This is a genomic window from Synergistaceae bacterium, from assembly GCA_017443945.1.
Taxonomy (GTDB): Bacteria; Synergistota; Synergistia; order Synergistales; family Aminobacteriaceae; genus JAFUXM01.
In genome coordinates this window covers 1-6,406 of sequence record JAFSXS010000114.1, presented here as the reverse complement: position 1 = coordinate 6,406, position 6,406 = coordinate 1, and the positions used below count along the sequence as shown (strand labels likewise).

The window sequence follows — 6,406 nt, the reverse complement described above, 5'->3', positions numbered from 1 at the left end:
GTCGTGATAATTGCGGGCGGTTTTGTTCCTAAGAGAGTCAAATATTCGAGTAATTGATCATAATCATCAACAATGCCCCGCAAGCTGTCTTCGAGTCTGTGAATATCCTGCTGTAAGAGCTCATAAATGACTCTGTGTCTTGCGTTCGACGGGATATTATTTAACGTAAACTGGTCATAGCCGAATTTGTCAAATAATAATTTCTCGTGGTCTGGACTCTCAAATAGTGCTTGCAATTCCTGCGCATTTACTTGCGAGTCTTGGTCATATTCGCAAATTCCGCATGATATTAGGCTGCTTTCCTTCTTAGGGTGATTCTTGTGTACTGCAAAAATATAATCGCCTTCAACGCCTGTAATTCGTGATTTAACGTGAACAGTGCCGGCCGAAAAATTTGCGATTTCACCGCCGAGTCTTTCAGCAGTGCCGGACATATCCCAGCAGCCTTCGGAAAATTCGGTTCTGTAGTCGCTCAATAGTGAATTAATACCGAAATATGCGGCCATTTGCTTTAAATCTGCGCGTCCTTGTTTAGCTTGCAATTCATAAACTTTTGCGCCGTCTTTCAATGCGTGGACGTTGCTGGGAGCTTGGGCTAAAATTTTCAAGTATTCCGGCTCTAAATCGACGTTGAATAAAAGTTTTGCGAGTTCTATTGCTCTTGCGGCATAACGCATAATCTGCACGGGCTCAATGCGTGAAATTTCGTCAAAGAACCACCCGCACGATGTGAACATTAAAAGCGCGTTTCTCTGCATTTCGAGTAATGATATAGCTTTGATTCGTTCGTCTGGAGTTAAATTATTTTTTGCTGCGTTTGCCTTCAGGAATTTATCAACGTTTTCGGGGCTCCTGTCAAGAATTACATCAATGTATCTATCCCGCACAATCCACGGATCAATTAATAAATCGCTTGACTCGTATAATTTTGCAAGTTCATCACGCAAAAAGTTCATTGCGTCGCGTAAAGGTTTGCGCCATTCGTGCGAACAGTTCGGCTCTCCAGTCCCGCAAGAACAGTTACTCCGCCAGCGTTCGACTCCGTGTGCACAGCTCCATGAAGAGTTTTCGATAATTTTTACTTCGCTCTCAGGAGGATAGAACGAGAGAAATTCTCCGTAAACTGTGAGTCTTGCTTCTGTTGAGTTATCGAGAGTGTTCAAGCAGTAAGACAACGCCATATCGCCGTATTTGTGATGGTGGCCGTATGATTCGCCGTCTGTTGCGACATGAGATAAAACGGGTCTGCCTGGTTCTGTGTGAGCGTTTATTAATTCCCGTGCAAATTCTCCGCCGTCATCGAGTAAGCCTCCGAACGCAATTTTTTGCGATAATACGCCGTCATAGAAAAATAGTGATATGCTTCGTCCTGAAGGTAAATTGCATTTATATGCGCAAGTTGTGTCAATTTTTGCGCCGCTAACGTCCTGCCAGCCGCCCCAGCCTATAGCCCGCACTGATTTAGCCTGCCACGGTGATAAAACAGTGAATAATATTCCGTTTTCCGCTAAGACTTCGAGAGTCTCTGTATCTACTGCACATTCAGCGAGCCACATACCTTCGGGCATTCGGTTAAAGCGTTTTCTGAAATCTGCGATACCCCATTTGACTTGAGTTTCTTTGTCGCGTCGTGATGCGAGAGGCATAATTATATGATTATAGACTTGTGCCATTGCGGGGCCATGACCGGAAAATTTTTTAATGCCTGCTTTATCTGCGTCTAGTATGCCTTGATAACATAGGGGATCATTTTCTTCGAGCCACGTTAAAAGAGTCGGGCCAATATTGAAGCTCATTCGGGCGTAATTGTTGCAAATTTTTATAATATCTCCCTGTTGATTTAATATTCTTGATGCTGCATTACGGCTGTAACACTCGGCAGAAATTCTTGCGTTCCAATCGTGCCAAGGTGATGCGCTTTCTTGAATTTCTACGGTTTCGAGCCAAGGATTTTCTCTCGGAGGCTGATAAAAATGTCCGTGAATACATATATAGCGCGGCAAAAAAAACATCTCCCTTCACTAGAATAAATTTATTGTTTTACATTATACCCGTTATTATTCGCAGTGTCTGTGTATTTGCGCGATAAAATTTTTTCATTGTGCGTGGGATAAACGTATTCGGGTGGGTGGGTGGGAACTACTCATCCAGCGCGGGGGAAAAATTAAAAGCGTTGTTTATGAATAATGGCCGTAAACATTTTTACAATCGGTGCTGTTTGTGCGTCAATACACGTCTATATCAAGTGCATTTACTATATACGCAAAAATTGTAAGGGAGGACTCCAAAAGCCCGTCCCCCCTTACAAAAAATGCAGATTTGCTGCATTTAACCTCCCCGCCCATGAGTCGCGCGAATGAAGGGTATCGGCTTCAATAAAAATTTTACTCCTTGTGCAGCTTGTCATATAAAGCCGTGAAAATCTGCGGATTCTTTGCCAGTAATCTCACAGGAATAATCATAAACGACAGCACAAAGCAATTAAGCCATGAGTCCAAAGTCAGCGCATGAACGTTCAAGACATCCCCGCCGAACGTAATAAATATATATTGCAGCACGAAAATAAATAACATCACGAACACGCAATTTTTCGACGAGGCCATCCCAAGCCCGTTAAACGTAATTGACATCATGAACACCGCAAATAATGCCGTCCGCAAATAAATAATATCATCGCTCATAAATAATTTTCTGACAGGAGGCAGGAACAACACAGCAAGACATATAAACGTAATATAAGCTGCTCCCGTTAAAATTTCGCTGAACATTGTAGGCGTGATAATATTTTCGTCTCTTGGTATGGGCTTCTCGTTCATGTAAATTTCTCTCGGAGGTTCTGACCCAAACGCTATAGCCGCTAAAGTGTCCATTGCTAAATTAATTAATAATAACTGAATAACTGTCAAGATTACATTTTGTCCGAACAACGGCCCCAAGAAACATATTAACACCGCTGCGACATTGACAGTCAACTGGAATACTAAAAATTTGCGAATACTCTTGAACATTGTGCGCCCGTAGAGAATTGCTTTAGCGATTGATTTAAAATTGTCGTCAAGAATTGTAATATCTCCGGCTTCTTTTGCGACTTCAGTTCCCGAACCCATTGCAAAGCCGACATCAGCTTTTTTCAGTGCAGGAGAGTCATTTACTCCGTCTCCAGTCATGCCGACGACTAAATTTAATTCCTGCGCAATTTTTACGAGTCTGCTCTTATCTGAAGGTAACGCACGCGAGATAACCCGCAAATTTGGTAATAACGCTTTTAATTCCGAGTCGCTCTTCTCGGCCATTTCAGCACTTGTCATAGCAATTTCTTCTGGCTTAGTGATTAATCCGGCCTCTTTTGCGATTGCTATAGCTGTTTCTTTGCGGTCTCCTGTTACCATAACGACTTGAATCCCGGCATTTCTCACACGTTTAATGGCTTCGACTGCTTCTTTGCGGACATTATCGCGAATACTCAAGACACAGATTAACTGCATTCCCTCGTCTGAATCCTTTGCGACTGCTAATAAACGCATTGCCCTGTCTGCTTGAGCGTTAATATATTTATCGAGCTTAGTTTTGCTGGTGATGTTGACGCATTGAGGGATAATTTTTTCGGGTGCGCCTTTGTAGTAAATTCTGCCGTCATTGAGGGTAACGCTTGACATTTTTTTATCAGAGTTGAAGGCTTCAGACTCTTTTATGTCGCGTTCAAACTTTGCAATTTTGTCGAGTAATTTACTATCACTCATGAACAACGCCATTAAAGCGCGATCCGTGCTGTTACCGCCGATTACTGAATTATCGCCGACTCTTGCACTGTTATTGACTCCTGCACCGATTAAAATATCGTCAATGCTTGAGTCCGGTACTTTGTCGAGAGAGTCATAAACTTTTGAGTCAGGAAGTGCAATTTCTGCGATGCTTAATTTTCCTTCTGTAATAGTTCCGGTTTTGTCGCTGAATAAAATATTTAGGCTTCCGGCAGTCTCGAGTCCGTTCAACTTGCGCACTAAAACATTATCGCCGGCCATCTGCATGGACTGGAACGACATCAACATTGACGTAAGCATGGGCAAACCTTCAGGGACGGCACACACTACAATAGTAACTGCTACTGTTATAGCGTCAACAAGAAGTCTCAGCCAGCCGTAAAAATCTCCGGGTGCATTACCGGTTATGAGAGTTCTTGCTAATATTCCGATTATAATTGCTGCTGCACCTGTATAGCCGAAAACTGAAATTTGCTGCGCTAGTTTGCCGAGTTTGACTTGTAAAGGAGTCTTGCGTGTTTCTTCCTGAACTTCGAGAGCAAGTCCGCCGAATAAAGTTTTATCGCCGACAACTAAAATTTTCATATAAGCCTCGCCCGAACATACGACTGTGCCGCGATAAGCATAAAATTTATTTAGCAAGTCTTTCACGTCATAGCTTTGATTCTTTGAGTCTGGAATCTTGTCAGCTTCTTCTGTTTCGCCGTTAAGTGCGGATTGATCTACTTTTATTGCACCGTCGATTATGATTCCGTCTGCGGGGATTTTGTCGCCTGCCTGCAAGTAAATAATATCGTCCTTGACAACTTCGCTGACGTGAATTTCATGAGTGCTGCCATTGCGGATAACTTTTGTAGTTTCTCCGGCTTCCTGTTCTGCTTTGAGTGCCGAGGCTTTATTTTCCTGCTGATATTCGGTGTAAGAAGAGACTCCCGACGCGATTAAGACTGCGATTAGAATCCCGACCGGCTCAAACCATTCCGCACGTCCCATAAAGAATAATACAAGCTGGATAACGAGTGCGCACAATAAAATAATAATCATCGGATCGGTGAGAGAGCTTAGAAATTTTTGATAGAGTGTCTCTCTCGGAAGTTCCGTCAACGTGTTAGAACCGTACTGAGCGCGGCTTGCGTGTACTTCGGAGTCAGTTAAGCCCTTGATTTCGATCATGTAAATAATTCCTCCTGTCTGAGAATAAATAATTACAGTGATTATAACGCAAAGTGCATCGATTCTCACCCGGATTAATTTTGCGGCGACATTAATGAAAAGTTTTTATTGCTATTCAAGTGCATTTGCTATATCTGCAATCGAAAGCGTTATAATAGTTTAATTAGTCGTAACTAGTTTTATTGCGCCTGATTATAACTTTTCGCGAAATTGTAAAGGAGGAACTTTTTATCATGACTAACCGCCGAGGTTTTACGCTCATTGAATTATTAATCGTGCTTGTTATTATCGGGACTCTTAGCGCTATGATGTCAATAACGACTACAAGTGCAAATGATAACGCAAAGGCTTCAGCAATTATCGGTAATCTTATAACTATGAAGAAAGCTGCAATAGTAGACTATCTGGAAAACGGCGATAAAAACTGGACAGATAAAGACACATTACGTAAAGTGGTTGCAGAGGATATTAACACAACTGACGACGCTATAAAAAATTCTAGTTACAGTGTATTGAAGGTCGCCGGTACTGCTCCTGCCACCGATACATGGTATATTGTTTATGCATTCTCAAACACTGACAGCAGCGCAATAAAAGATAACATAGCCGCTAGAGCCGGTACTACTGGAATTTATGCTGCTACTGCTGCCGATACTGTTACAGATACAATCTACACAAATGTTGCAGCTAACACACATATAGCTATAAAGGTTCGTTAATATTATTTAATCAGCAAAACATTTTATGAGCTTCTCTCGCATTGAGTGAGACTCTTTTTCAGCATATAGAAATCTTTGACAGCTTTCATGCCGATTTTGATAATTTTCCTGATATTGATTGAATTGACTCCGCCCTGACGAGGTCTGAACGTTACATCACAAAAATTTATTTTCTCGCGGTAATATGCAAAATAAGTCGTTAACATGACATTTGGCAAGTTAAAATCTTTGGGCATTCTGTCAATATATTTTGCGACTAGTTCAGAACGCATTAATCTAAACGGGCAATTTGCGTCGGGGACTCTGACTCCGAAAATTACGCGCAGAATCATTCGTAAAGTATTCTCGACAAATTTGCGTGAGGCTCCGTCTTTCCTGTCTGGGCGTTTACCGAGAATCGCAGAATAATTATTGCGTTGTTCCCAGAAGGACTCAAATTCTGACGCTAGAGTCTGACCGTCCGAGTCAGTCTGAAATATAAATTCTGCTCCGTTATCGATTGCATATTTATAGCCGTACAATAAAGCTGAACCGTGTCCGCCGTTTTTCTTTGTCAATGGGAGTAATAAATTTTTTCCGCGCGCTGAATCCTGCAAAATTTTATAAGTGTCGTCTTTGCTTCCGTCGTCGATTATTACGAGTCTGGATAAATTATTTGCATTATGACGCTCTATAACTGGATACCAATCTTCGATAAACTGCAAAATATTTTGTGATTCATTGTATGCGGGAGCAATTATATATAATTCTGGC

4 protein-coding genes are annotated in these 6,406 nt (G+C 41.8%); 1 reads left to right on the top strand and 3 read right to left on the bottom strand.

Annotation, left to right across the window (positions count from 1 at the left end; all coding sequences use genetic code 11):
- Together IJT21_11660 and IJT21_11655 are read right to left on the bottom strand one after the other, a co-directional pair.
- Positions 1-2,003: DUF3536 domain-containing protein (locus IJT21_11660; GenBank protein MBQ7578907.1), on the bottom strand; the 2,003-nt coding region annotated here is incomplete at its 3' end.
- Between the two features lie 381 nt (positions 2,004-2,384).
- Positions 2,385-4,934: a calcium-translocating P-type ATPase, PMCA-type gene (locus IJT21_11655; GenBank protein ID MBQ7578906.1), complete on the bottom strand. Its 2,550-nt coding sequence runs from the start codon at positions 4,932-4,934 to the stop codon at positions 2,385-2,387.
- 233 nt (positions 4,935-5,167) lie between these two features.
- On the opposite strand from IJT21_11655, the gene IJT21_11650 reads away from it, so the two are divergent.
- Entirely contained in the window at positions 5,168-5,653 is a 486-nt protein-coding gene (locus IJT21_11650; protein MBQ7578905.1) for a prepilin-type N-terminal cleavage/methylation domain-containing protein, read from the top strand.
- Positions 5,654-5,676: 23 nt separating this feature from the next.
- On the opposite strand, the gene IJT21_11645 is transcribed toward IJT21_11650, so the two are convergent.
- Positions 5,677-6,406: glycosyltransferase family 2 protein (locus IJT21_11645; protein MBQ7578904.1), on the bottom strand; the 730-nt coding region annotated here is incomplete at its 5' end.

Excerpts from the sequence above, each read along its gene's own strand:
- IJT21_11655 (MBQ7578906.1), bottom strand. The coding sequence starts at position 4,934 with ATGATCGAAATCAAGGGCTTAACTGACTCCGAAGTACACGCAAGCCGC.
- IJT21_11650 (MBQ7578905.1), top strand. The coding sequence starts at position 5,168 with ATGACTAACCGCCGAGGTTTTACGCTCATTGAATTATTAATCGTGCTT.